We start from the raw sequence: 24220 nt of genomic DNA, 5'->3' as shown, positions 1-24220 counted from the left end.
CGGTGAGACCCCACAGTGCGCCAGCACGAGGAGGCTCACCAGCCGCCCGCGGAAAGCGAAGTGTATTTCTGGAGCGAGGTAAAGGCACCAACCAACATATTAAGTTACTGCGCATTTTACATCAACTGCGAATAATTTCCATTACTTAAAAAAACAACGCATAAAATGCCGTTGCTTTTTTAAAGTCATTTCTAAATAGGAAAGTGGATGTTATTCCTAATGAAACTTAATCCCAGTTCCAAAATTCAACTTCATCTACTTCTAATGCGCTTACCCTTGGTTCATCCTGAAGTTTTAATATTTCCTTAGTCGGTCCTGTAATTACCACACCATAATGCTGTATTCCGTTTTTTTCAAGATAATCAATTCGTTCGGATAGTCTTAACTTCCCAAATACTAAATTATTCGCCTTACGTTCATGTTCTTTTAGGAAATTTAATGTTTTCAAAAATTGTTCATGGAGAACGCTTTGATCGCCTTCATGATATCCAGGTGATGAATAACTCTCCGATTTCGTGCCACTACCAAACAAACCTTTTTCTTCTTCGCTAGATTGTAAAATCATGTCATCGTCATGCCAAATGGGTGAGCTTGGAAAGCCAATCGGCTCAAAAACATACCAATCGTCTGTTCCCTCCAAACCCGTATCAACCACTAACCATAAAAGGTTCATCTCTTTATTTGCAAAAAGTTGTTCCACTTCTTTTGTTTCCATTAGTTCATCAAATGATATATAGGCAGAAACAACGGTACCCTCTGGGAGTTTATCTAATTTATTCCAATCTGACATGTTTCCATTGGCATCTCCAGGATAGAAAAAGGATGGTTGGTTTTGAGTTATCTTTCCAAGATAGTCTTCTTCTGGCATTCCCATTAAGGAGAGGATAAAATTAATCTCTAATTCACCAACTTTTATTGATTCATTGCCAACTTTTTTATTGATATCTCTAGTTGCTTCTAGGCCATAATAAGCTTTCGAATTCATGCTTGTACCTCCGAGATATCCATAAGGATCTGTTACTGTCAACGTGTGGTCAATAATGCCTCTAAAGACATCAACTCGGTCCGGATTTCCCCATGAATAATAAATTGCAGTAAGTATGCTGGAAACTATCGTAAAAATAATAAATATCCCAATAGCAGTAAACGCAGTTTGTATTCTAGCCTTCCATTTACCTCTTTTCATAATTTTTTTCTGTTTTTTATTACTTAAAATAGTCGTTGGTTGTTTATCTGTATCATCTTCTAGTAGTTCATGGTAACTTTCTAGTTTTTCCAATTCCTTTTCAAAATCCTCTAATACTTTGCCTGTAAGTTCTCCTTTTTCATACGCAGCTAGTTTTCTTTTGAATTCCTGGCTCATTTTCTTCCCGCCTTTCTATTTCTAATCGCTTGCCTACCACGAAATAATAAGACTTTAAAATAGGGTTGTTTTATATTCATAACTTGTGCAGCTTCCATATAAGAAAGACCATGAAAATCATGTAAAAGCACAGCATATTTATGTTTATCTGGTAAGTTGGATAACCTGTCGATTATTTCTTGCACTTCTTCATGTATGACAACCGTATCTTCAATGGCTTTCTTCTTATCAAATAGGGATAAAAAGAAACTTTGGTCTTTAATATCTGTTCGTTTCTGCTTTCGGTAATAATCAATAAAGGCATTATGTGCAACGGTGAATAACCATGTTTTAACGTTTTTTCCATCATAGTTTTCAAGGTATAAATGTGCCCGAAAGAAGGTTTCTTGTACAAGGTCCTCTGCTGTATGATGATTATGACAAAGAGAGAGAAGGAAACGATAAATATCATGGAAATACATATTATAAATACCATCTATATTACTTTTCACTATTTTCTTCCCCCTCGTTAATAACACGGATAAAAAATAAAAAGGTTACAATAATTTAATGATTAATTTCATGGTGTATTTATTAAAGAATAATAGATTTCTATAGTGTTTACTAGGCAAAATCTAATATATTGCTGCAGAAAACATTGAATTAGAAAATTGAAAATATTAATAAGGAGATTTTAACTAATTATGATAAAATTATAATGACAAAACAATATTCCGTGAATAGCAAATATTAAATCTAGTACGTAGATACATAATAACTACAAATAAAGGAATTTGGGAAATGAGGAGAAAATATGGCTGATTTATTTCGAAATCGTTCTTTTGTTTTTTTACTCTTAGGGCAAACCGCTTCTGGTTTGGGGGGGACATTTGCTACCTTTATTATGTCATGGTTAGTGTATGAACTTACTGGTTCATTAGTGGCAATGGGTAGCATATGGGTTACTCAGATGGTGCCTAGCCTAATTACACAGCTATGGTCTGGACCGTATTTAGATCGGTGGGATCGGAAGAAGGTTATGGTCGTTTCAGAATGGTTGCGTGCAATTGCATTCCTTATTCCAACGATCACTTTTTCAATTGGCGAATTGCATGTATGGCATTTATATGTAACCGCTATTATGATTGGGATTGCTGAGCCATTGTTTCGTCCTTCCAGTATGGCTTTTGTAGCGGAAATTTTACCGAAGGATCGTTTGAACAAAGGGAATTCATTATTAGAGGGATCCATGCAAGTAATGTTCCTTATTGGGCCACCCTTAGGGGGAGTGATCTTACAATGGCTAGGGGCTCAAGCTGTTCTCCTGTTATTAGTAGGAGTAATGGGTGTCGCCGGATTGGTATTACTTTATCTTCCGAACAAACAAGTGACCTTGTCTGAAACGAAGGAAACGTGGTGGAAGCAATTTAAAGCTGGTTTAAAATTTTATCGTATCAATCCAGTGCTTCTTGGAGTTGGGTTGTTACTCATGATGGCCAATTTTACAAATGGTGCTATATCCCCTATGTTCTTACCGTATGTTACAGAAATATTAGGAGGAGGTCCGATTCAGTATGGATTATTTACCTCTTTTTTCTCCGTTGGAATGATATTGGCTTCGCTTGTAATGGGAATGACTAAGGAACCTGAAAATCGTAGAAAAGTAATGCTGGGATCTATGATGATAATAGGATTGTGTATGGCTTCATTAGGGTTTGTAAGTTCTTTTCCGTTTGCAATTCTGTTTATTGCTATTACGGGGTTCTGTATGATTGTTTTTAATATTAATAACACAACGATGTACCAACGGACGGTACCTAATGAATTGCGCGGCAGAGTTTTTGCAGTACGGATTTTACTGGCTCAGGCTGGGATGCCAGTGGGTGCGTTTATAGGTGGGGTTATTGCTGAAGCCTGGAGTATTCCTTCTCTATTCAACATCATGGGTGGTTTCGTTGTCATAGTTACAATCATTTCCTTTTTCTTACCAGTATTTCACCATTTAAATAGTAAGAATTCAACAGCTGTAAATATGGAAAAAGTGAAGAAGAGGGCATGACGACAGAAAAGTGAAACGTTTATCCTTAAATTTCGTAAAGAATGATATACTTCATTTTGTTTAAGTGGGGAAGGAGCTTTACTTTTGAAGATAAAAACAATTAGAAGTTTGACGGAATCAGGATTTGATAAAAAAATTAATGAGTTTCTTAACAATAGTTCGAAAGAGATTGTAGATATAAAATTTTCGATGACTATATTTGATTATGGAGCAATGAGTATGTACAGAGATATAGAAAAATAGAAGTAACTGGGGGGATTTTGTGGACAAAAAACTTCATTATCGATTTGGAATTATCTCCTATATTATAACAATTTTACACTTAATCTTGGGTGATTATGCAGGCGAAGAACGTATATCAGGGATATTGTTTTTTTCATTTGCTATTATTACATATATAAGTTTTGTTTATTTATTTTTTCGATACGAAAGTGGTAAAGTTATAGTTATTTTCGGATTGATTTTGATTGCGTGTATATCAATTAGTTTAACTTACTTGTCATAGTAATTATTAACTTGTGGACATTAGGGGGAGTCAAATGGAACTTTTATTTGCAGGGATTGTGGTTGGAGGGATATTTGCTATATATGATGCTCTACGTAGAGTGAATCTTAATCTCCTTACTCAAACCGATGAGATTAAAAAACTTCGTGAAGAAATAAAAAATCAGAAATAGTAGGTAAAATAATGGGGGAATTACATGTTTATCGTTAATGTTGAGGGAGCGATTTATAAAGATGGTAAGTGGCTATTAATACGAAGAAGTAATAATGAGGAGCATGCTCCCGGAATGCTATCACTCGTTGGTGGAAAATGTGAGTTGGAGGGTGACTCTACCGATATTCTGGAAAGGACATTACAAAGAGAAATACGTGAAGAAGTTGGGGTTGAGGTTACAAACCTCCATTATGTCAATAGTTCTTCATTTATTGCGGATACGGGAGTCCATGTAATTGACATTGTTTTTTTGTGTCAATATAAATCAGGGGAACCTTATGCAAAAAGTCCAGAAGAGGTTGATGAAGTAATTTGGATGACAACGAATGAGATTCTTGCTCATACTGATATACCAATTTTTCTTAAGAATAACATGAAACTTGCAGATCGTTTGCTAGAAAAAAATAAGTCGTTGTAAAACAGGTGTACTGATGAGAAGAAAGAATTAGACAACAGGTGGTAGGTTGAAATGGATTCGAATCAATTTCGTATTTCCTAGACAACTCCTGTTCCTAATCATTTGCTACATCTAGAGGGGGTATAATGATGGATAATATCATTTATACGGAGAATCTCTCCAAAAGCTATAAAGGTGTTAAGGCAGTTGAAAACGTTTGTTTACAAGTAAAAAGGGGAGAAATATATGGTTTTTTGGGATTGAATGGTGCTGGGAAAACGACAACGATTCGTATGTTGTTAGGAATGATTCGTCCTTCTTCCGGTTCATGCTTTGTTAATGGGCAGAAAGTAAGTGCTGGTAATTATGAGATATGGAAACAAGTGGGGTATATGGTGGAGACACCTTATGCATATCCGGATCTTACGGTAAGAGAAAATCTAGAAATTGCTAGTAACCACCATAAAATTCAAGATAAATCCACGATAGATCGTGTGATTGAACGCTTGGATCTTATCCCTTATGAACATAGAAAGGCAAAACATTTATCCATGGGAAATAGTCAACGCCTTGGTATCGCAAAAGCTCTTCTTCACGAACCTCAGGTATTATTATTGGATGAGCCTACAAACGGTTTGGACCCTGCTGGAATTGTAGAAATTAGGGAGTTATTGCAAGAACTAGCTTACAAAAAGGGAACCACTATATTTATATCTAGCCATATTTTAGGTGAAATTTCTAAAATCGCAACCAAGATAGGTATTATTCATCAAGGACAGTTAGTACAGGAGCTTAGAAAAGAGGAACTAGACAAGAACCGTATTGTAAAGCTATTAATAAATACGAAGGATAGAAATGAAGCAAAGATAACGCTAGCTGGTTTAGGATATGATTTTTGGGAAAACGAAAACGGAGTGCTGGAAACACAAAGTGAGGATGCAGTGAACCATCCAGAAAATATAGCAAAAGCTTTAGTAAAGGGAAATCATCCACCAACGTTACTCCTCGTTGAAGAAGAGGATTTGGAATCCTACTTTTTACGTGTGATAGGGGAGAAGGGGGGAGCCTAATGAATCAAATAGGTAAATTAGTTGCATCAGAGTTACTTAAATCTCGTAGATCAAAAGTAATTTGGATTACGTTTGTCGCTTTCACACTATTACCAATCATGGGTGGTTTTTTTATGTTTGTGTTAAAACACCCTGATTTTGCTGAACAATCAGGTGTTTTGGGAGCAAAAGCACAACTCGCAGGAGCTGCCGATTGGCCATCTTATTTTGGCCTGCTTGCACAAGGTGTCGCTATCGGTGGGTTATTTGTATTTGGATTTATAAATAGCTGGATATTTGGCAGTGAGTTTGCTGATCGAACGGTAAAGGATTTGCTTGCCCTTCCTTTTCCAAGGATATATGTTCCGGTAGCAAAATTTATTACTGCGTTCATTTGGTCATTCCTTTTAATAGCATGGGTAATCATTATTGGATTAATTATTGGAGGAGTTATAGGATTACCTCAATGGTCGGTAGAAGTGTGGCATCATGGATTATATGTACTTGTAGTAAGCTCCGTACTAACTATACTCTTAAGTACTCCTGTTGCTTTGCTAGCATGCTACGGAAAAGGATACTTAGCGCCGATAGGCTATGTTATCATGACATTAATATTGTCACAGATTATTGCTGCTATTGGCTATGGCAGTTATTTTCCATGGGCGATCCCGGCAATGTTTAGCAATGTTAGTGGGGAAGGAAATATATTAAGTAATACAGGTCTAGTCATCGTATTGGTGACTAGTATTATAGGGATTTCTAGTACATTAGCCTATTGGAGGTTTGCAGACCAAAATGGGTGAGCCATAGATTGAAATGCAGACGGATGTGTAACTGTACTACTATTTCCTTAAATGATTTTCTTTATTTTTAAATAGATGTTCTACTTTTTGAATGTAGTAATAAAATGAAATACATTTATTTTTTTATTTAAGTTTACTTGAAAAAATGAATGGCAGCCTGTGAAATCAAATATCATATTATTTTTTATTGTAAATCGACAAAAAAATGGATTGACATGTTATAAAATATACATTAGTATTAGTTCAGCATAAATAAAGTCTATCTTATTAATAGCCGCTGAGACGAGGGGTCGAAGATGCGGTGGCAAACCAATCTGGAGCAGAGTGAATCAGACATGGGGGCCCAACCTGAGCGCAAGACGATAACGTTTTGTGAACAATAAGAGGATAAGCAGCTGATATTAAATCGAAGCTTTCCTTAGGTTGTAGGAGAGCTTTTTTTATGCCCAAAAAAGTATTATTTTGTTAGGAGTGGCTAATATTGGCAGAGAAAATTTTGTTTACTTCCGAGTCTGTATCAGAAGGACATCCAGATAAAATCGCTGATCAGATTTCTGATGCGGTATTGGATGCAGCACTTGAACAGGATCCATTTTCTAGGGTAGCCTGTGAGGTTTTTAATACAACAAATACAGTAATTGTAGGTGGCGAAATTACCACTACAGCTGATCTAGATATCGAAAAAATAGTAAGAGATACACTAATAGAAATTGGGTATACCGATGATCGTTTTGGTATAGATGGTCGTACATGTAATGTACAAGTTCTTGTCCACACCCAGTCACCTGATATTGCGATGGGTGTTGATTCATCAAGTGATACAAAGGCTGTTGGGGCTGGAGATCAAGGTATTATGTTTGGTTATGCGACAAATGAAACCAACAATTTGATGCCATTACCGATTGAAATGGCGCATATCCTTGTTAAGAAAGCATCACAATTAAGAAAAAGTGGTGCATTTCCATGGGCACGTCCAGACATGAAGTCCCAAGTAACAATTGATTATACAAACCCAGAGAATCCGAAAATTGATACGATTCTCATGTCTATTCAGCATGATGAAGATTATGATAAAGATGCATTTGAAGCATATGTGAATGAAAACATCATCTATGATACAGCACGAGAATTTAATTTTACCGATTCCTTCCGTGTTTTGATTAATCCAACTGGACGATTTGTTGTTGGAGGTCCACATGGTGATGCTGGATTAACAGGTCGTAAAATTATCGTGGATACGTATGGAGGTGCTGCTCGTCATGGAGGAGGGGCATTTTCAGGTAAAGACTGTACGAAAGTTGACCGATCTGCAGCCTATGCAGCACGATATGTTGCGAAAAACATTGTCGCAGCAGGGATGGCTGAAAGATGTGAAATCCAGTTATCATATGCAATAGGTGTTAGTGAACCAATTAGTATATCTGTTGAAACATTTGGTACGGAAAGAGTTTCAACGGAAGAGTTGCTTCGTGCGATTCGTCAGATCTTTGATTTATCACCTGCTGGTATTATATCTATGTTAAACTTGCGTCAACCTCAATATAAGCAAGTAGCAGCATATGGACACTTTGGCAGAAGTGATCTTAATGTGCCGTGGGAAAGAACGGATAAAGTAGAAGAACTAAAACAAGCAATCTATCAGTTAGCTGGAGTCGGAAACTGATGAATAACGTGAAGGAGCTTGTCGCCAATAGTAACCCTTTGGTTAACCAGGATAAGATGCCTTTGTTTGATGCGTTAGTCAATTATGCTCAGCAGGATGTCGTACCATTTGATGTTCCTGGACATAAAATGGGTGCGAAAATGGATCCGTTAAAGATGATCCTTGGAGAAATGACAATGAGGATGGATGTGAATTCCATGAAGGAACTAGATTTATTAAGTCATCCTCAGTCCGTCATTAAGGAAGCACAAGAATTGGCTGCCGAGGCTTTCGGAGCTGATTATGCATATTTTTTAGTTAATGGAACAACTGTCGGTATTCAAGCGATGATTATGTCTACTTGTAAGCCTGGTGATAAATTACTTGTTCCGCGAAATGGTCATAAGTCAGTTATGGATGGAATAATTCTAAGTGGAGCCAAACCGGTTTTTATTCAGCCAGAAGTTGATTATCATTTCGGGATTTCACATGGAGTATCTGTACAGCATGTGAAGCAAGCAGTTGCTGAGAATCCCGAAGCAAAGGCCATGTTGGTCACCTACCCAACCTACTTTGGATCAATGAGTGACTTACAGGAAATATGCCGGGTTGCACATGAGAAGGGTATAGCGGTCATTGTTGATAGTGCACACGGAGCTCATATTCGATTTATGCACAAAAATATGATAGATCCTATTTCCGCAGGAGCAGATGCCGTTACGGTAAGCATGCACAAAACAGGCGGATCTTTAACGCAAAGTTCATTACTACTTCTTAAGAATAATAGAATCGCCCCTGAAAAAATTCAAAAACTATTAAATATGCTCCAAACAACAAGTGCAAATTACTTGTTGATGAGTTCGTTAGATGTGGCAAGAAGAGAATTAGCATTGTTTGGAGAAGGGCACTATCATAAATTAAAACCAATTGTCGAAAAAGCGGTACGTACAATTGAAGCGGGATCGGGCTACGAAGTGTTAAAATCGTATTATGTAGAAGACCACTTCAAACAATCCCATGATTGGACGAAATTAGTCATTCGTGTCAATGGAATTGGATTAACAGGATTTGAGGTTTATAGTCTATTAAAAGAAAAATACGGGATTCAGATGGAATTAGCGGAAGGGTATGTCGTAATGGCAGTAATTACTACTTCTGATACAAATGAATCGATTGAAAGATTAGTTTTTGCATTAAAAGAAATAGAAAAAAGCTTTGGTAGGCATGCAACTGTGATGTCTACCCATGTAATAGCAGATCAAGTTAATGAACTTATAGTAAGTCCGAGGGAAGCTTTCTATGCAGAACAAGAATCTATTTCCATTGATGATGCAATTGGCAGGATAAGCGCAGATACATTGATGATCTATCCGCCAGGCATTCCTCTCGTTATTCCAGGAGAATTAATTTCTCAGGATGTTGTTCAGCAGTATCATTTTTATCGTCAAACTTTAGGAGAAGTACTGACGGAAGCGAAAGAAGCGAACCATATTACAGTAGTAAAGGAGAATGCGTAAATGGGTTTAGAGATAAGAGCATTAGGGAGACATGTATTAATTGAATATTATGGTTGTCCAAGTGAAATAATTGAGAAAAACGAATTGATTGAGAAGTTGATGAGAGAAGCAGCAGATTACTCCGGTGCAACGATTGTTGATTCCGTTTTTCATCACTTTAACCCATATGGAGTTTCTGGCGCGGTTATTATTGCTGAATCGCATTTGACAATTCACACATGGCCAGAATATGGTTTTGCTTCTGTAGATGTGTACACTTGTGGTGACTCTGTAAGTCCTTGGAAAGCCGTTGACTATTTATCTGAAAAACTACAAGCCAAGAAAACAGAATCGTTCGAAGTACCACGTGGGATGGTTGATAAAATCCGTCAGTTTGCAGAACGGGATATTCGAGAAGTTTCCGTGAAACCAGAATTAGAAGGTGCTAAGTAATGAATTGGTATACCGAACAATGGAGTAACGAATGTAAATTTTCTATCGCCTATGACAAAGCATTATATAGCGAAAAAACCCCATTTCAACAAATTGACTTTTATCAAAGCAAGGAGTTCGGTACATTTTTTACTTTAGATGGTTTAATGATGGTGAATGAAAAAGATGAGTTTATATATCATGACATGATTGTGCATCCAGCATTTGCAACTAACCCCGGAATAAAGAAAGTTCTAATTATCGGTGGAGGAGATGGTGGAACCGCTCGTGAAGTGTTACGTTATTCAACCGTTGAGGAAGTAGTTATGGTAGAGATTGATGAACGTGTATTTCGCCTTTGTCAAGAGTTCTTGCCAGTAACTGCTAGTGGTGTGGAAGAGGATAATCGCATGACATTACTTTTTGAAGACGGTTTGGCTTACGTTCAAAATGCACCAGATCATTCTTTTGATCTCATTCTTGTGGATTCTACAGATCCAATTTCTGTTGGGGAGGGCCTTTTTACTACGGCTTTTTATCAGGAATGTTATCGTGTATTGAATAAGGATGGTATTTTAATAAACCAGCATGAATCCCCTTATTTTACGGAATATGCGGCTAATATGAAAAAGGCCCATCAAAAAATTAAAAATATTTTTCCGATAACAAATGTGTATCAATACCATATGCCGACATACCCATCTGGTCATTGGTTGTTCGGCTTTGCATCGAAGGCGTTTGATCCATTAAAAGATATCCATGCAGAAGCTTGGAATTCGTTTGGTCTTCAAACAAAATATTACAACACGGACTTACATGTTGGGGCATTTGGTTTACCTAACTATGTGAAGGAGGCGCTCAAACGTGAGAAATAAGGCGTTACATGTGCATACCTTCATCGGTTGTGAAGAGCCGTATTCGGAAGCACGTACGGTATTATTTGGAGTACCTTTTGATGGTACAACAAGTTTTCGTCCTGGAACAAGGTTTGCCATGCAAGCTATTCGACCAGATTCTTATGGATTAGAAACGTACTCTCCGTACCTCGATAAAGATCTGGAAGATACAGCAATTTTTGACGGTGGCGATTTGGAGTTGCCGTTTGGTAATACGGAAAAAGTAATGGACCAGATACATGAATATAGTCTTGATGTCTTAATGGATGGTAAGAAATTCTTGATGGTTGGTGGGGAGCATCTTGTAAGTTTACCAGCTATAAAGGCGGCTTATGAGAAATATCCGGACCTTCATGTTGTTCATATTGATGCCCATACAGATTTGCGTCAGGATTATCTAGGTGAAGAGCTTTCTCATGCGTCCGTCATCCGTCGTTGCCATGATTTTCTTGGTGATGGAAGGATCTTTCAATTTGGTATTCGTTCGGGTTTGAAAGAAGAATTTGATTGGGCAAAAAAGCATACGTATCTTGAGCGTTTTTCACTCGATACGTTGAAGGAGAAATTACGCGGGCTGAAGGATGTTCCGGTGTATTTCACGATCGATTTGGATGTTCTTGATCCAGGCGTTTTCCCAGGAACGGGAACCCCTGAACCAGGTGGTATAACGTATAAAGAATTGTTGGATGCCATCATCAAATTTCAAGAATTAAACCAGATTGTAGCTGCTGATGTTGTGGAATTATCCCCACAATATGATCCTTCAGGAGCTTCGACAGCTGTAGCATGTAAAACAATTCGAGAAATGTTACTGACGCTAGTGGACTAGTTAAGTAAAAAAAATTAGAGAAGCACTTGCAATCTTCATTTGAGGGTCGCAAGTGCTTTTTAGTGATTTCTTTTATGCTAGAACCATATAGTGGAACAAATACCTCATTATCGGATAAACTATAAAAAAAGTTTCTACCCCGTATCTTTTTGTTCCAGTTGTTCGTTTAATGGGTAGACACGTGCTGAAGGAGTGACTGTTATGCGTAATAAACTTCGAATAGTTTCAGATGATTTTCTAGAGGATCAGAATAATTTTACGGAGGAGCAACTTCAAGAATTATACCCAATACTCCGTCGATATTGCCAGTTTATATCTCAAAATAGCTGGGATGGTGAAGATCTTGTACAAGAATCTTTACTTAAAGCTTGGCAGCATTATCGAAATCATCCGGAGATACCTAAGGCATTACTTAAAAAAATAGCTCATAATAGTTGGATTGACACGATTCGGAGTCGTAGTAAAGAGTCTCTTGAGGATATTCCGGATTATGTCATCGATGAATCTAAGGTTTTCGAAGACCGCCTTGAGGCTGTCCAAGGGATATTGAATATATTAACGCCGAAGCAGGCAGTTATGTTTACCTTAAAAGAGGGGTTTCAGTTTCAATCCTCTGAAATAGCCGAATTGTTAAACACAACGGAAACCGCTGTAAAGTCTACCATTTACCGAGCGAAACAACGAATAGAAAAACAAGAACTAAATGAAGCATGTCCAATTATGGATCAATATTGGGATTTGGAAGAGCAAGAACAAATTGAACAGTTGCTTCACGAATCCCTCATTACGCAGGATCCAGCTATATTAATTAGGGCGATTCCTTCTATTCATTCTCTAAGAAAGGATATAAATCCTACTTGCTCGATACGCAAATTAGGTCATTTCAACGTTCCTTCAAGCAGTGTCTACATGGCTGCATAACAAGATTTTAGTGTGAATTACTTCTTGTTTGCAAGCGAAACGAAGGAGGAAATGAAGAATGAGTATGATTCCTTATGTGATTGAACAAACCGGACGGGGCGAACGTTCATATGATATTTATTCCAGACTGTTAAAAGATCGAATCATTATGATTGGTGATGAAATAAACGATAATGTTGCAAATAGTGTTGTGGCACAGCTCCTATTTCTTGCAGCAGATGATCCTGATAAAGATATTTCACTTTATATTAATAGTCCAGGTGGGTCTACTTCAGCTGGTTTTGCCATCTTTGATACGATGCAATACATTCAACCTGATGTAAGGACGATTTGTACTGGAATGGCTGCTTCATTTGGGGCTATGATTTTACTAGCTGGTACCAAAGGCAAACGCCTTGCCCTCCCTAACAGTGAAATTATGATTCATCAGCCTTTGGGTGGGGCACGTGGCCAAGCTACGGAAATTGAGATTTCCGCCAAACGAATTATTAAACTTCGTGAGCATATTAATCAAATTATTTCAGAACGTACAGGTCAACCTATTGATAAGGTTGCGAAAGATACAGATCGGGACTATTTTATGAGTGTGGAAGAGGCAAAGGAATATGGGATTATCGATAAGGTTATAAAGTAAGCGTTCAGTAGCTAATTACATTTAAAGATAGATCTTAAATCGCACAGTTGAATTTACATATGAATTCAACTGTGCGATTTTTTATTATATCAATAATCTTGTATTCCTTTGTAACTATATCCTATGTGGGAAATTGAAACGGACAATCTGTTCCACTATTAATCAATAGGGTAGGCATACTCGAGCTAATTAGCGCTTTTAAAAGTGCTTGATCTCCTAGCAACACTTTATTATGAATTTAATTTAAAAAATAACGTACCCCTTGCCCTTTATTAGTGATAATTAAATACCCATTCCGCGTAGATGTCTCACGATGAAATACACTGCATTTATAATGTATAATTCAGAATTTTTCATCCAATTCAAATGAAATTATGTTAAGATTAACAAAATGACGAAAAAATAATCGAAAGGAGGAGAATTATTGATCCATAAAGGAGATGTGTTTACATGGAAAAGAACCTTTACTTTAGATGATGTATTAGAATTTGGACGTATTACAGGAGATCAAGGTAAACATCATATTGAGCCTGATGAGAATGGTTGTGTGATGGTTCAAGGGTTATTAACAGCGAGTATTGCAACAAAAATTGGTGGTGATTTAAACTACATCGCAAGAGAGATAGTTAGTGAGTTTATTCGCCCGGTTTTTACCGGAGATACGATTACTTGCGAAATAACACTATCCAATGTTGAAGTGTTCGAGGGCTTCAAAAAAGTGGACATGAAGTCGGTATATAGAAATCAACAAGGAAAAGAAGTAATGTATGGCACTAGTCATGGAATCATTCGGGATTAATTAGAACTGTGAAGGGAGGAACTAATATGGATAAATATATTTTGAGTATAAAGCTTTCCTATGAGGAATATTTAGATATATTTTCTATTACAATTACCTTTGGTCTTTTAGGACTTTTTATTTCATTCTTTACTTATAATTATGCCGTGGTTTTTGTAGCCATTATCCCAGGTGTTTTAATAGACATTTTAAAATTCACAGCAAAGATTATAAAGTCTAAATAAGTAGTAACCGGTGAAAATAATCATGAAATTACGAATGATGAAGGATAATTTTATAGAAAAATATTGATTTTAATAAAAATTCAAATTATAATTATTTTAAATGAAAGGGGTGAGGTAGAATGTTAATTGAATTCAATAAGTTAAGTCTTGTTCTACCATCATCTAATAGGTATAGACAATAACGATTAGCCCAGTGGATGAACATGACTTTTTGGGCTTTCAAAAATATATACTCTACGAAGGAAATGGAGAGCCGAAAAGTGATACATGTGGCCCTCTATATTTTTTTGGAAAATTTACGCCCAGCTTATTGGTATGTAACGATTACTAATAGAGGGGAAGAAAATGTATGATGAAATTAAGTACGATGAAGAAAGTGATTGACACGGTTGATCGTGATTGGAAAAGCCCTTTGGCTGAAAGGATTCTAGAAAGATGGGGCTATGATGAAGGAACCGTCTTTTGTTTTCGAGCAAGTGCAAACTTCATTTTTATGTTCAAGAGAGCAGGAAAAAGTTATTTTTTACGGTTTAATGATTCATGTGAAAAAGAATTAAAACAAATAGAATCCGAACTCCAAATTGTTCAATATTTGCAAGACAGTTCCTTGAAAGTATCTCGACCAGTAAAATCCAATAATGAAAACTATATTGAAGTTGTTAACACGGAAAGTGGTACTTATTATGCGGTGGTGTTTGAAGCACTTCAAGGTAAACAGTATGAAATGGAAGAAATAAATAATGAACAGATCTTTAGGTGGGGAAGTTCATTAGGTGAATTACACCAAACACTAAAGTGCCTACCTGACGATTTGCAAAAAAATCGCCCTAATTGGCAAGATCATCTATATAAAATGGAAGAATTACTTTATCCAAGTGAAACTGCAGCATATAGAGAAGTGGAGAAATTATCCAAATGGGCAGAAGGGTTACGTGTAACAAAAGAAAACTACGGGATCATTCATTATGATTTTGAACTAGATAATGTTATGTTTGAAAACAATACATTAGGGGTGCTTGACTTTGATGATTGTTCAAACTATTGGTATGTAGCTGATATTGTCTATGCCCTTCGAGGTATTGAACATTTTAATGTTAATAATTCTGTTATAAAGATATTCATAGAAGGTTACGAGAGTGAAACCATGCTAGATCGAAGCATCCTGAATGAAGCTTCTGGGTTTGTCAGAATGCACCATGTCGTTTCATTAGCAAAACTAACTAGGGCAGTAGACGTTGCAGCTTCTACAACACATCCAGAATGGTTAACCCATTTGCATAAAAAGTTATCTGAACGGATCAAGTTTTATAGGGATTCTATTGGAAAAGTACAGAATTAAGTAATTTTTTTGGATGTAGTTACATCCTTTGGAATAAAAAGAGTCGTCACAATAGTAACGGGGTTCCTTTCTGGGGTGCAAAATGTCAAATCGCAATAGAAAACCAGAGCATTTCACAACGGAACTCAAAAGAAAATCCCATATAATTCACATGAAAAGAGCTTGGAATCCAAGCTCTTTTCATGGTCCACAGTATTTATTTTCTTCTTAAACCTTAAAACATAACAATTATTATTCTATAACAAAAGATAAGAATTTTAATATAACATCTTTCATAATGTAAGGTATTCAGCATTTACAGTATTTCGATATACCCTTCTGTTCCATGCACGCGAATTTGTTGCCCGTCTTGTATCAATTTGGTAGCATTTTCCACGCCGACAATTGCTGGTAAGCTATATTCACGTGCGATCACTGCTCCATGGGTCATCAGTCCACCAACTTCGGTGACTAGGCCTTTTATGGATACAAATAATGGTGTCCAGCTTGGGTCAGTAAAGGAGGTGACTAATATATCTCCATCTTCTAGATCAGCATCTTCCATACTTAAGATGACACGTGCTCGCCCCTCTACAACACCGGAATAAACAGGTAGACCTACAATAGCTTCGGCTGGTAGATTTTCTCGTTTGTACTGTCCTACAATGATTTCACCATCAGACGTGATTACACGTGGAGGAGTTAGTTTTTTATATAATTTGTACTCGTCTCTTCGTTTGCTAATGATCTGATTATCTACTTTATTTGTGCGTACAACTTCGAGTAGTTCTTCAAAAGTTAGATAGTATATATCTTCTTTTTCATAAATAACGCCCTCTTGTACGAGTTTTTCGGCTTCTTTTTGTAAAGCCTGCTTATATACGAAGTAGCAATTAATCATGAAGTATTTTGGATATTCCCTAAACCCACTGAAATTGCGGATTAGGTCGATCATTCGTTTTGTTTCTTTGGCTTTTTGTTCACCATCCGGTAATTGCTTCAATCGATCTAATATCTCTTGTTCTTTTTCCAAAGCAACAAGTCGCCCTTGCTCAAATTTCCGATTGCTAGCATTAGGCTCAAAGTTTTTGATATTACTAAGAATCAAGGGGACAAGTGTACTTGGCTTTTCGCTCCATCGTGTTTTAGTAATATCAATTTCTCCGGTACATCGCATTCCGTATTTGTTAAGATAATCATATATAGCGTCTTTGGTTTCCTGTCCACCATCAAACTTAACCAGTTCATCCAAAAAGTTATCATCTTTTACTTGTTGTAAATAAGCAATTACTTCCGGATAAGGACGAATCACATCTGCAACATCCATTAGCGCCAGACCCATTTCCGAAGTAATATTGTTTGGTACAGATTGAGAAAGCGTATCTGCTACGTTTTTTTCACCTAACCACTTATTCATTTTTTCATTGATCCATGTTGAAGCATTCATAGCAGTCATAATCACACCCAAATATTGGGGGTCAGATAACAGCTTCTTTAATTGCTGGATATCTTCTAGAATAAAATCAAATAAATCTGATCCTGATTTCGTTTGGATGTTTTGTTTTAACTCTTCAATTGATATTTCGCATTTTTTAATTAGTTCAGAAATGATTTCTGGATCGTTTTCAGGTTGACTTTCAAAACCTGAAGAATGTATACCGTTATTACTTTTTTGAGAACTCATTTCCTTATTATTTTTTGCTAACACTTTAATAAAATCTCCACGTTCTATAATGGTCATCAGCGCATCTTTTATTAGTGGATCGGATTTACCCAAGGTATTTAATAAAGTTTCTCTGCTTTCGGGTGAAGACAATTGATTTGTTACATCAACAAACAACCTGCCTCCCGCAATACACATAGGGGCATTCGTTGTTAACAGAAAGAAAGATAATCCCAAAGGCTTCATGGGGTCAGTCATCATTTGTTGATGACCGACAGATACATAGACATGATTTTCTTGATCATTCGTTTTAGGGGTGGGAAATAAAGTAGTAATTGGACGACTCTGGACGATGTAAAATGTATCTTCAACTAAACACCACTCAATATCTTGTGGGTAACCAAAATGAGCTTCTACCTGTTTTCCTATACGTGCTAATTGTAAAATTTGTTGGTCAGTAAGTGTTTGAGCCTTTTGTTGATCAGGAGCGATCTCGTGGGTCTCTGTCCCACCTTCTTTTCGTCCATAGATAGCCAATTTTTTAGCTGCTATCATCTTATCGACAATTTTATTCTTTTTAACCTTATAGCAATCGGCGGATACCAAGCCAGAGACCAGTGCTTCTCCAAGTCCAAAACTTGCATCAATTGATAGTACTTTTCGATTAGAGGTAACAGGATCGGCAGTAAATAAAATCCCTGAAGTCCGCGGGAAAACCATCCGTTGAACGATAACGGATAAATAAACTTGTCTGTGGTCAAATCCATTTTGCATGCGATAAATCACGGCACGTTCCGTAAACAGGGACGCCCAACATTTTCTGATATGATCCAAGATTGCTTCTTTACCCATGATATTTAAATAGGTGTCTTGTTGACCAGCAAAAGAGGCGTGTGGTAAATCTTCAGCAGTCGCACTAGAACGCACTGCATAAGCATGTTTAACACCAAACTGGGAGAGATAGTGAGTTACTGCGTCCGCAACATCGGTAGGAATTTCTACTTCCATAATGCTTTGTCGAATCTTCCTGCTAATTTCACCAATTTGATCTCGATTTTCTACTTTTAGCCTTGTTAGTGATTCCAACAAAGCATGATACGTTTCGTTTTGTTCGATGGCTTTTTGATATCCCAAGGTTGTTATACAAAATCCTTCTGGTACTTGTATTCCTTCAATTTTTGATAATTCACCTAAATTTAACCCTTTTCCGCCAACGAGCAAAAGCTGATTTTTATCCATTTCCTGAAAACCGAGAACCAAAGAACTCATTGTACATCTCTCCTAACGTCATTTATGTTCTATTGTATTTTAGCAGTAGCAAAAGAGAATAAATAGTCTATATTTACCATTTTTTATATGCTATAATTAAACTAGGGAAGAGTTAGAGTTCTATTTTCATAAAACATCTGACCCCTCTGAAGAAGTTTTATATTAAACACACAAAAAGCTACATCTTACCATAAAGCAACCTAATAATCTGGTTCATCCTCTCGAAAGTAACTCATATACCTTTTAGCCACAATGAATTGGTTAGATTCAACTTTTTTCCATCTAATCTGTTTATTTTTCCTAAATTACCTTGTATGAATATGAGGTAGCAAGTTCGCCATTCAAATATTGTTTTTCACAACTAATTCATACAAAACATTACATCTACTTCAATTTTAGCTTATCGCAGATTACAGTTTAATATAAAAATTTATCAATAATAGCGCAGTAAATTACTGTGCGTTTTTTATATAAGAATAATAATAGTAACTGTACTTCTAACCGGAACAAAATATCACATAACACGCCTATTCTCGTAATTATTTCGAAAATATTCTAAAGTAATATGGTAGTATGAGTTCATGAAGTAAAAATAGTAAATTTAAGCATAGAATCGAGGAGGAATATATTGATTAGAGAAGGATTTATTGATGTAACTGGTGGAAAAGTATGGTATCAAATTCATGATAATAACACGAATACGATACCTGTTATTGTACTTCATGGTGGACCTGGTTCGTCTCATTGGTCACTACAAGGATTGAAAAGTCTAGCAGAAGATCGACCAGTTATTTTTTATGACCAGCTAGGATGTGGTAAATCTGATCGTCCAACCGATCCATCATTATGGAATATTGATCGATTTGTGGAGGAATTGTACCAAATAAAAGAAGCACTCCAGCTCCAAGAATTTCATATACTTGGACATTCTTGGGGTACAACTTTAGCTGCAGCTTATTATCTATCAAACCCTGAGGGTGTGGAAAGTGTTATTTTTTCAAGTCCATGTTTAAGTTCCCCAATGTGGGCAAAAGATCAAGAAAGAAATCGTCAAGAGTTACCCATTGAGGTCCAACAAACCTTAAGAAAATGTGAGGAGAATGGTACAACTGATTCAGAAGAGTACAAAGCAGCAACCAAAGTGTTTAACAAACATTTCGTTTGCAGACTTGATCAAAAGCCAGACTTTTTAAAGGAGGGAGCTCATTACAGAAATCCAGAAGTCTACAATATGATGTGGGGACCTTCAGAATTTCACGTTACAGGAAATCTGAAAAACTTTGATTGCACGCAACAACTTAAGATGTTTTCAATTCCTACACTTTACACCTGTGGACGGTATGATGAAGCGACACCAGAATCAACAAATTATTTTAGTAGTCAAACACCAAATAGTAAGATTCATGTTTTTGAGAATAGTGCACATATGCCTTATATTGAGGAACCAGAGGAATACCTTCAGGTGATTAGGGATTTTTTATCCTGCATGTAACGTGTCTTCAAGACTTTGAGGTGAGTGGGGATCAATCAGTGAGGATGAAGAAACCCACTACGGGTTGAAGATTTACTTTATTTTAAAGGTATAAGAGCACTTGCGAATATAAAAGTAAGGTTTTTACATAGAAAGAAAAGGAAGCGACCTTATGTATTTAACAATAAATCAAGAAGTAAAAGAATGGTTAGAAAATATTCATGATATAAATGTCGTATATAGAATAAAGATAAGTAAGGAGTAAAAATAATGAGCCAAGCTTTGTCAAGATTGGCTCATTTTTTGATTTACTTTTCAATAATTTGCAGGTCTTTTGGGAATTTAGTTAGTGTTTCGTATCCATCAGCAGTAATAAGAACATCATCTTCTATTCTTACACCACCAATACCTGGAAGGTAAATTCCGGGTTCAATTGTGTAAATCATACCTTCTTTTAATATTCCGTCATTTAGATGACTCATGGATGGAAATTCATGTACATTAATACCCATTCCATGCCCAATTCGATGTGGAAAATATTCTCCATACCCTGCTTCTGTAATAATATCACGTGCGACTTTATCTAAATCACCGATTCGAGTACCAGGTTTACTTGCTTCTAATGATGCTAACTGAGCTTTTAATACTGTATTATAAATTTCTTTCTGTTTTTCGGTTACCGATTGAAAGGCTACAGTTCTTGTAATATCTGAGCAATATCCATCAAGCACAACGCCTAAATCGAATAAAACCATATCACCTGGTTTCAGTTTACGATCACCTGGATTGCCATGTGGGTCACCGGATTTTTCACCAAATAGTACCATGGTAGAAAAGGACATTTCACGAATACCTTTTTTCTTTAATTCATATTCTATCTTTGCTAAAACTTCCATTTCTGTAATACCTTCCCGCAAGGCATCAATACCAACTTCTACACCATAATCAGCCATCTCTGTAGCGCGTTTGATTACAGCAATTTCGCTATCATCCTTTACAACGCGCATTTCATTTAGTTTATCTTCAACAGAAATTACGTTAGCCTCCGGAAAGAACGTTAGGAATGATTCACTACGACCAAAGGATAGTACTTCCTTTTCAATTGCAACAGCTTCTACTTGTTGAAGATTTCTGGACTCAAGAGAAGTTTGAATAAATTCCCATGGATTTTCATGATCAGAATATCCAATAATTTCATCACCCCAACCAGCATCCTTTAATTGATTTACTTCCATTGCTGGAAGGACAAACAGTGGTTGGCCATGTTTGAAAACAAAAATTCCCATTAAGCGTTCATGTGGATCGGTGTAAAAGTTCGATAAATAGTATACATTTTCGGTTGAATTTAGAAAAGCTACTTCGATATTCTCATCATTCAACCATGCAGTTAATGCTTCTAAACGTTTTTGCATGTTCCTACTCCCCTCATAAAAATTACTTTTTATTGTTTTGAGTTGCAAGTGAGACAGCAATGAGTACGATCACTGCAGCTGGTACCGAAATGACAACACTGTTTAAATCAAATGGTTTTCCAAGTATAATTTCCCAAATCAATGTTGTTACGACACCGGTAACCATGGAGGAAATACCACCAATTGCAGTTACTCGTTTCCAGAAGAATACGGCTAAAATTGCTGGTGTAATACCTGCTCCATATACCGTATAGGAATACATTTGAACCTCTAATACTGTTGGGAAATAGCTAATTATTAAATATGCCAAAGCACCAAGAATGACGATAAATATTTTTGTCATCACTAATAGTTTCTTATCTGATGCATCTTTATTAATATACTTCCCATATATATCATACGTCATATTGGTCGCTGCGGAAAGCAAATAGGAATTTCCTGTAGTAATAATAAAGGCAGCAGCTGCAGCTAGTAATATTCCGCCGACACCTAGTGGTAGTGCGAGCGTCGTAGCCATCAATGCCATACCTGGGTCAATGTCTGGGAAAATAGACCGGGAAGCAAAAGCAATGATGGAAATAGCTGGTGAAATAATCAGCATAATTAACAGCCAACCAATCTGAGCGTTTCTAGCAGACTTATCTCCTTTTGATGCTGCCAATCGTTGATACATATTTTGGTCACCAAGCAATAGAAATAATGATGGTAGTAAGTAACCCATTAATTGTACCGTTGTTAGTCCGCCTGTTGCTGTCAAATGTGATTCAGGGACATTGGCAACAATAGCATCCCATCCTCCTGCAATTGAGATAATGATAGGGACAGTTATAATTAAACCACCAACCATTAAAAATCCACTAATTGCATCTGTTTGAGATACTGAACGCAGACCACCAATCATAGCGAGAAATATAATTAGTGCGGCACTAATGATTGTACCGATTTCTACACTCATTCCAGTTGTTAGATTCAATATAAACCCGAATCCAACCATTTGATACGAAACGATCCCGACATAAGCAAGAAGAACAATTACACTAGATAAATTGCGTGCAGAGGTACCATATTTTGCTTCAAGTATTCCTGAAATGGTATATTTTCCAAATGCCCTAATTTTAGGGGCGATAACATAAAGGGTAAGAATACCAATTAATGTTGGTATCATTAGCATCAATGAAGGAATAATTCCAAAACTGTAGGATACAGATGTTTCACCACCTGAAATACTTCCACTTCCTGTCCACGTTGCTAATAAAGTACCCATTAAAACAAGTGGTCCTAAGCTTTTACCAGCTAAAATAAAATCTGTACTGTTTGACACTTTTTTCGACATATAAATTCCGATGCCGATCATTAAGACTGCATAGATCCCAATAAACCATAGTAGTTGAGGATTTGCTTGTGGTTCCATTATGTTTCAGCTCCTGATGTTTTGATTTCTATCTATTATTCCCAATTAATAAAAATATAATGGTACGTCATATAATAAAAAATCACGATCTTATGTATAAGAGATATCGTAAAAATTAAGTATTTGTATTGGAAAATAATTTGGATAGATAGTTAGATAGTCTTTCAATTTGTCAACGTTATTAACGTTAACATAAGCTAAAATTCATATCAAATCGGCATTGAAAAAGATATCTGTAACATAGAGCTAAAATGAATAAAATAGTACTAACGGTTTGGAAATTTATGTTAACATAGATGGTATAGAAAATCTGTATGCACAACGGTAAAGAAGGGTGAGTAAGTTAATAAGTTAATGAGACTCAAATACGATTAGATCGTTAAGAGAGGGAGTTCAGTCAGAAGAAGTCAGGGAATGAAATGAATACCTGCCACACATGATAACTCGTACTATTTCGATAGTAGCAACGGAAATCATTTCTTATGAAAATTGGTAGGATAATACATAATTATTTATTAGAAAATTTTAAATTTGCTGCGTTTGAATGATGTATCATGGTATTATGATTAGCAACAGGATATTCGGTGATTTATCTTATAAATTAACATTGTGAAAGAGATCACATTGAGCTATTTATGGTGCGAATGGAGGTGTAGATCATCTAGTTCTCCCATTCACACCTTTATCCTTCGTTCGGTTTTATGTATTTTTTCTATTGTAATAGATTGGATAGTTTCATTCTAAATTACAGGAGTAGATGTGATGAAAAAAGAAAAAAAGATTAAAAAGTATAATAAACAAGTGAAAATGTACGAAAGAAATCGTGATAATCGAGTACTAGATGCATGGAGAAATAAATTAATACAAAGTGCTAATGGAAAGGTATTAGAAGTAGGAGTCGGAGTTGGGGCTAACTTCCGATATTATAACAAGGAAAGTGTATTTCTTACTTGTGTTGATTTTAGCTCGGAGATGATTAAAAGTGCTACACAGGCAGCAGAATATTTCAAAATCGATGCAGATTTTATACAAGAAGATATTGAAACACTAAGTATGGAGCCAAATTCCTTTGATTGTATCGTATCTACTTTATCATTATGCAGTTACTCTGATCCAGTTGCAGCTTTAAATAAATTTAATGAGTGGTGCCGAAACGATGGTACGATTTTGCTAATGGAGCATGGTCTCAGTTCTAATTCTTTACTGTCTTTCACACAAAAATTAATCGATCCACTTTATTTGAAAATTTCTGGATGTCATTGTAATAGAGATATTCAAAAAATTATCGAAGAATCCAAACTACAGATCCACTTTTCAGAAAGTTATCGGTCAGATATATTATCTTTAATTTGGGCAAAACCTTGTAAAGTATAGGGACTGGAGAAGTGATGAGGATTAAATTTTCCTGGGATGCGCTTTCTAATAAACAAAACTG

General features: G+C 36.2%; 24 protein-coding genes. 19 read left to right on the top strand and 5 right to left on the bottom strand.

Annotated elements, in window-relative coordinates:
* Positions 1–226: 226 nt before the first annotated feature.
* Together ACFSTA_RS03595 and ACFSTA_RS03590 are read right to left on the bottom strand one after the other, a co-directional pair.
* Positions 227–1363, bottom strand: a complete 1137-nt coding sequence (locus ACFSTA_RS03595; protein ID WP_377555180.1) for an anti-sigma factor — start codon at positions 1361–1363, stop codon at positions 227–229.
* A complete protein-coding gene (locus tag ACFSTA_RS03590; protein ID WP_377555179.1) occupies positions 1360–1854 on the bottom strand; it encodes a sigma-70 family RNA polymerase sigma factor in 495 nt (164 codons plus the stop codon). The genes ACFSTA_RS03595 and ACFSTA_RS03590 overlap by 4 nt, the downstream gene beginning before the upstream one ends.
* A 302-nt stretch (positions 1855–2156) precedes the next feature.
* Between ACFSTA_RS03590 and ACFSTA_RS03585 the strand changes: the two genes are divergently transcribed.
* From ACFSTA_RS03585 to ACFSTA_RS03505, 17 genes are all read left to right on the top strand, one after another.
* A complete protein-coding gene (locus ACFSTA_RS03585; protein WP_377555178.1) occupies positions 2157–3401 on the top strand; it encodes an MFS transporter in 1245 nt (414 codons plus the stop codon).
* Positions 3402–3485: 84 nt separating this feature from the next.
* Positions 3486–3644 (top strand): hypothetical protein, encoded by a 159-nt coding sequence (locus ACFSTA_RS03580; protein ID WP_377555177.1) that lies wholly within the window; start codon positions 3486–3488, stop codon positions 3642–3644.
* 19 nt (positions 3645–3663) lie between these two features.
* Positions 3664–3906: a hypothetical protein gene (locus tag ACFSTA_RS03575; protein ID WP_377555176.1), complete on the top strand. Its 243-nt coding sequence runs from the start codon at positions 3664–3666 to the stop codon at positions 3904–3906.
* 34 nt (positions 3907–3940) lie between these two features.
* The gene (locus tag ACFSTA_RS03570; RefSeq protein ID WP_377555175.1) at positions 3941–4078 is read left to right on the top strand and encodes a hypothetical protein; all 138 of its coding nucleotides are present in this window, start codon (positions 3941–3943) and stop codon (positions 4076–4078) included.
* A 24-nt stretch (positions 4079–4102) separates the two neighbouring features.
* Complete coding sequence (locus ACFSTA_RS03565) at positions 4103–4537, top strand: NUDIX hydrolase (RefSeq protein ID WP_377555174.1); 435 nt, start codon at positions 4103–4105, stop codon at positions 4535–4537.
* Positions 4538–4665: 128 nt separating this feature from the next.
* A complete protein-coding gene (locus ACFSTA_RS03560; protein ID WP_377555173.1) occupies positions 4666–5586 on the top strand; it encodes an ABC transporter ATP-binding protein in 921 nt (306 codons plus the stop codon).
* Positions 5586–6368, top strand: coding sequence for an ABC transporter permease (locus ACFSTA_RS03555; protein WP_377555172.1), 783 nt, complete (start codon positions 5586–5588; stop codon positions 6366–6368). Before ACFSTA_RS03560 ends, ACFSTA_RS03555 begins: the two co-directional genes overlap by 1 nt.
* A gap of 478 nt (positions 6369–6846) precedes the next feature.
* A complete protein-coding gene (metK, locus tag ACFSTA_RS03550; protein ID WP_377555183.1) occupies positions 6847–8031 on the top strand; it encodes a methionine adenosyltransferase in 1185 nt (394 codons plus the stop codon).
* On the top strand, positions 8031–9527 hold the full coding sequence (locus ACFSTA_RS03545) for an aminotransferase class I/II-fold pyridoxal phosphate-dependent enzyme (protein ID WP_377555171.1): 1497 nt from the start codon (positions 8031–8033) through the stop codon (positions 9525–9527). Before metK ends, ACFSTA_RS03545 begins: the two co-directional genes overlap by 1 nt.
* The gene (gene speD, locus ACFSTA_RS03540) at positions 9528–9959 is read left to right on the top strand and encodes an adenosylmethionine decarboxylase (RefSeq protein WP_377555170.1); all 432 of its coding nucleotides are present in this window, start codon (positions 9528–9530) and stop codon (positions 9957–9959) included.
* The gene (gene speE, locus ACFSTA_RS03535; RefSeq protein WP_377555169.1) at positions 9959–10813 is read left to right on the top strand and encodes a polyamine aminopropyltransferase; all 855 of its coding nucleotides are present in this window, start codon (positions 9959–9961) and stop codon (positions 10811–10813) included. The genes speD and speE overlap by 1 nt, the downstream gene beginning before the upstream one ends.
* Complete coding sequence (speB, locus tag ACFSTA_RS03530) at positions 10803–11663, top strand: agmatinase (protein ID WP_377555168.1); 861 nt, start codon at positions 10803–10805, stop codon at positions 11661–11663. The genes speE and speB overlap by 11 nt, the downstream gene beginning before the upstream one ends.
* Before the next feature lie 201 nt (positions 11664–11864).
* Positions 11865–12584: a sigma-70 family RNA polymerase sigma factor gene (locus ACFSTA_RS03525; RefSeq protein ID WP_377555167.1), complete on the top strand. Its 720-nt coding sequence runs from the start codon at positions 11865–11867 to the stop codon at positions 12582–12584.
* 58 nt (positions 12585–12642) lie between these two features.
* The gene (gene clpP, locus ACFSTA_RS03520) at positions 12643–13218 is read left to right on the top strand and encodes an ATP-dependent Clp endopeptidase proteolytic subunit ClpP (protein WP_377555166.1); all 576 of its coding nucleotides are present in this window, start codon (positions 12643–12645) and stop codon (positions 13216–13218) included.
* Positions 13219–13642: 424 nt separating this feature from the next.
* Positions 13643–14017, top strand: a complete 375-nt coding sequence (locus ACFSTA_RS03515; RefSeq protein ID WP_377555165.1) for an enoyl-CoA hydratase — start codon at positions 13643–13645, stop codon at positions 14015–14017.
* A 26-nt stretch (positions 14018–14043) separates the two neighbouring features.
* Complete coding sequence (locus ACFSTA_RS03510) at positions 14044–14241, top strand: hypothetical protein (protein WP_377555164.1); 198 nt, start codon at positions 14044–14046, stop codon at positions 14239–14241.
* Positions 14242–14590: 349 nt separating this feature from the next.
* The gene (locus tag ACFSTA_RS03505) at positions 14591–15580 is read left to right on the top strand and encodes a phosphotransferase enzyme family protein (protein ID WP_377555163.1); all 990 of its coding nucleotides are present in this window, start codon (positions 14591–14593) and stop codon (positions 15578–15580) included.
* Between the two features lie 295 nt (positions 15581–15875).
* On the opposite strand, the gene ppsA is transcribed toward ACFSTA_RS03505, so the two are convergent.
* On the bottom strand, positions 15876–18491 hold the full coding sequence (gene ppsA, locus ACFSTA_RS03500) for a phosphoenolpyruvate synthase (RefSeq protein WP_377555162.1): 2616 nt from the start codon (positions 18489–18491) through the stop codon (positions 15876–15878).
* A 625-nt stretch (positions 18492–19116) separates the two neighbouring features.
* Between ppsA and ACFSTA_RS03495 the strand changes: the two genes are divergently transcribed.
* A complete protein-coding gene (locus ACFSTA_RS03495; RefSeq protein ID WP_377555182.1) occupies positions 19117–19983 on the top strand; it encodes a proline iminopeptidase-family hydrolase in 867 nt (288 codons plus the stop codon).
* A gap of 287 nt (positions 19984–20270) precedes the next feature.
* Here ACFSTA_RS03495 and ACFSTA_RS03490 read toward each other — a convergent pair whose 3' ends face one another.
* Both ACFSTA_RS03490 and ACFSTA_RS03485 read right to left on the bottom strand, forming a co-directional pair.
* Positions 20271–21374, bottom strand: a complete 1104-nt coding sequence (locus ACFSTA_RS03490) for a M24 family metallopeptidase (protein ID WP_377555161.1) — start codon at positions 21372–21374, stop codon at positions 20271–20273.
* Between the two features lie 22 nt (positions 21375–21396).
* On the bottom strand, positions 21397–22785 hold the full coding sequence (locus tag ACFSTA_RS03485) for a sodium:solute symporter family protein (protein ID WP_377555160.1): 1389 nt from the start codon (positions 22783–22785) through the stop codon (positions 21397–21399).
* A gap of 762 nt (positions 22786–23547) precedes the next feature.
* Here ACFSTA_RS03485 and ACFSTA_RS03480 point away from each other — a divergent pair.
* Entirely contained in the window at positions 23548–24159 is a 612-nt protein-coding gene (locus ACFSTA_RS03480) for a class I SAM-dependent methyltransferase (protein WP_377555159.1), read from the top strand.
* The last annotated feature ends 61 nt before the right edge of the window (positions 24160–24220 follow it).

Origin of the sequence: Ornithinibacillus salinisoli (assembly GCF_042684965.1) — a bacterium.
In the GTDB taxonomy this organism is placed as follows: Bacteria; Bacillota; Bacilli; order Bacillales; family Amphibacillaceae; genus Ornithinibacillus; species Ornithinibacillus salinisoli.
This window is presented reverse-complemented; position numbering and strand designations above follow the sequence as displayed.

Bases quoted from the DNA above. Each gene is read 5' to 3' on its own strand.
- speD (WP_377555170.1), top strand. From the start codon at position 9,528: ATGGGTTTAGAGATAAGAGCATTAGGGAGACATGTATTAATTGAATAT.
- ppsA (WP_377555162.1), bottom strand. From the start codon at position 18,491: ATGAGTTCTTTGGTTCTCGGTTTTCAGGAAATGGATAAAAATCAGCTT.
- ACFSTA_RS03595 (WP_377555180.1), bottom strand. From the start codon at position 1,363: ATGAGCCAGGAATTCAAAAGAAAACTAGCTGCGTATGAAAAAGGAGAA.
- ACFSTA_RS03480 (WP_377555159.1), top strand. From the start codon at position 23,548: ATGAAAAAAGAAAAAAAGATTAAAAAGTATAATAAACAAGTGAAAATG.
- ACFSTA_RS03560 (WP_377555173.1), top strand. From the start codon at position 4,666: ATGGATAATATCATTTATACGGAGAATCTCTCCAAAAGCTATAAAGGT.
- clpP (WP_377555166.1), top strand. From the start codon at position 12,643: ATGAGTATGATTCCTTATGTGATTGAACAAACCGGACGGGGCGAACGT.
- ACFSTA_RS03485 (WP_377555160.1), bottom strand. From the start codon at position 22,785: ATGGAACCACAAGCAAATCCTCAACTACTATGGTTTATTGGGATCTAT.
- ACFSTA_RS03490 (WP_377555161.1), bottom strand. From the start codon at position 21,374: ATGCAAAAACGTTTAGAAGCATTAACTGCATGGTTGAATGATGAGAAT.
- ACFSTA_RS03545 (WP_377555171.1), top strand. From the start codon at position 8,031: ATGAATAACGTGAAGGAGCTTGTCGCCAATAGTAACCCTTTGGTTAAC.
- ACFSTA_RS03555 (WP_377555172.1), top strand. From the start codon at position 5,586: ATGAATCAAATAGGTAAATTAGTTGCATCAGAGTTACTTAAATCTCGT.
- ACFSTA_RS03565 (WP_377555174.1), top strand. From the start codon at position 4,103: ATGTTTATCGTTAATGTTGAGGGAGCGATTTATAAAGATGGTAAGTGG.
- speE (WP_377555169.1), top strand. From the start codon at position 9,959: ATGAATTGGTATACCGAACAATGGAGTAACGAATGTAAATTTTCTATC.
- ACFSTA_RS03585 (WP_377555178.1), top strand. From the start codon at position 2,157: ATGGCTGATTTATTTCGAAATCGTTCTTTTGTTTTTTTACTCTTAGGG.
- ACFSTA_RS03505 (WP_377555163.1), top strand. From the start codon at position 14,591: ATGATGAAATTAAGTACGATGAAGAAAGTGATTGACACGGTTGATCGT.
- ACFSTA_RS03510 (WP_377555164.1), top strand. From the start codon at position 14,044: ATGGATAAATATATTTTGAGTATAAAGCTTTCCTATGAGGAATATTTA.
- ACFSTA_RS03570 (WP_377555175.1), top strand. From the start codon at position 3,941: ATGGAACTTTTATTTGCAGGGATTGTGGTTGGAGGGATATTTGCTATA.
- ACFSTA_RS03525 (WP_377555167.1), top strand. From the start codon at position 11,865: ATGCGTAATAAACTTCGAATAGTTTCAGATGATTTTCTAGAGGATCAG.